The sequence below is a fragment of the uncultured Limnohabitans sp. genome, assembly GCF_937889215.1.
In the GTDB taxonomy this organism is placed as follows: domain Bacteria; phylum Pseudomonadota; class Gammaproteobacteria; order Burkholderiales; family Burkholderiaceae_C; genus Limnohabitans_A.
The window spans coordinates 1-1,584 of the sequence record NZ_CALBEX010000331.1 but is presented as its reverse complement, the minus strand read 5'-3'; the positions used below and the strand labels follow the sequence as shown (position 1 = coordinate 1,584).

Annotated in this window: 2 protein-coding genes and 1 pseudogene; all 3 read left to right on the top strand. The window is 58.5% G+C overall.

Annotated elements, in window-relative coordinates:
• The first annotated feature begins 61 nt into the window (after nucleotides 1-61).
• Nucleotides 62-649: a DUF3305 domain-containing protein gene (locus tag Q0341_RS08380; RefSeq protein WP_299512042.1), complete on the top strand. Its 588-nt coding sequence runs from the start codon at nucleotides 62-64 to the stop codon at nucleotides 647-649.
• Nucleotides 650-651: 2 nt separating this feature from the next.
• A complete protein-coding gene (locus Q0341_RS08375) occupies nucleotides 652-1,368 on the top strand; it encodes a DUF3306 domain-containing protein (RefSeq protein WP_299512039.1) in 717 nt (238 codons plus the stop codon).
• Nucleotides 1,295-1,584: pseudogene (locus Q0341_RS08370) on the top strand (4Fe-4S ferredoxin); the annotation flags it as partial. The gene Q0341_RS08375 and the pseudogene Q0341_RS08370, both read left to right, overlap by 74 nt.

Genomic DNA, 1,584 nt, shown 5'->3' with positions numbered 1-1,584 from the left:
TGGGTTGAGCCCAGGCCCCATTCGGTGACTGTCAAACGCCCTTAATTCACGGAAGAGTTGTATGTCTGCTCATGTTTTGTCTGAAATGGCGGTGCTCATGCGCCGTGAAGCCGTGCAAGGTGCCATGGCCCGCTGGCAGTCACACCGCTGGGTACTGGCCGATGTGGTGCCGCACGAGTTGGGTTTTGGTGACCAGCCGCGCTGTTTGCGTCAAACCGACGATGAGGCCTTGTGGATGTATCCCGGCTGGCGCTTGGCCTTGTTCACCGACGATGCCGAAGGCTATTGGTTGAACCAGACGTCGCCGACCCCCAGTTTTTTTGTGATGTGGCGCATGCAAGATGTGGAGGGCGAGGCATCCCGTGCCGTACCCCATGGCTTGAGTCTGAGTTATCACGACGCGGGGCGCTGGTTAGATGCCCAAGAAACCGTAGAAAACGTTCCCGCCTCCCCCGATGTGTTGGTGCAACTGCAGGCGTTCACTGAGGCTTTTTATGTGCCTGAGGTCAAAAAACGCCAACGCCCTCAGAGTTTTCAAGGCTTGACGGACCGTTTTGGGCAGCCCGCATCGGTCAGTACCCAGGAAAAACGCAAAGGCCCCGGTGGGGGTGGCCATTCTGGGCGTGTTGATTCCCGGGCAGGAGGCTGAGAATGACCGAGCCGTTTTTCAGCCGTTGGTCCAAGCGCAAACAAGCGCTGGCCAAAGGATTACCGGGCGAGGAGCCAGCGCAGGCAGGCCCCAGCGCTGCGGCGGTGCACGAGCCGTCTGCCACGCTGTGCCATTCATCGCCGATTCGTGGCTCTGCAGCGGACAGCCCCAACAAGGCAGAGCCTGTAGACGCCCCTTCGCCGAAGGTGGATTTGCCGACCCTCGATGACGTGAAGTCATTGACACCGTCTTCTGATTTTCAGCCCTTCATGCAGCAAGGTGTGGCCGCCAATGTGCGCAACGCGGCCGTCAAGAAACTCTTCACCGATCCGCATTTCAACGTCATGGATGGTTTGGACATCTACATCGGCGACTACAACACCCCAGACCCTTTGCCTGCGGGCATGTTGCAGAAAATGGTGGGGGCGCAGTTCCTGAATCTCTTTCCTAAAACCGAGCCCATCGAGCAAAAAATTTCAGCCGAAGGTCAATCGCCTCAGTCTGAGTCGATGTCACCAAGGGTAAACCCTGACCAAAGTCCTGTGCCGTCAGAAAGCTTGCCAGTTGTGGCACAGTCGCCGCAGCTTCTTCAACCTTTAGTTCTGCAGCCCGATACGGCGCTGCTTGTACCTGCACCGCCTGAACATGACGACCCTGATTTGCAATTGCAACCAAACCATGCCCCTGCAAGCCCAGACCCTGGGCCAAGCCCTGGGTGAAGAGCTGACGCTGCACACCACCTTGTGTCGCCGCGAGGCCGGGCAATTTCAAAAAGCCGTGAAAACTGGCGAGACCGTGGTGGTGGCCTGCACCCAAGAAAAGCGTCTCTTCAGTGAACTGGCCGAGCAAACCGAAGGCGCGATTTCGCCGATCCGTTTTGTCAACATCCGCGAAACCGGCGGCTGGGGCCGTGAGGCCGCGCACGCGACGCCCAA

Coding starts and splice junctions, on each gene's coding strand:
- Q0341_RS08375 (WP_299512039.1), top strand. CDS start 652: ATGACCGAGCCGTTTTTCAGCCGTTGGTCCAAGCGCAAACAAGCGCTG.
- Q0341_RS08380 (WP_299512042.1), top strand. CDS start 62: ATGTCTGCTCATGTTTTGTCTGAAATGGCGGTGCTCATGCGCCGTGAA.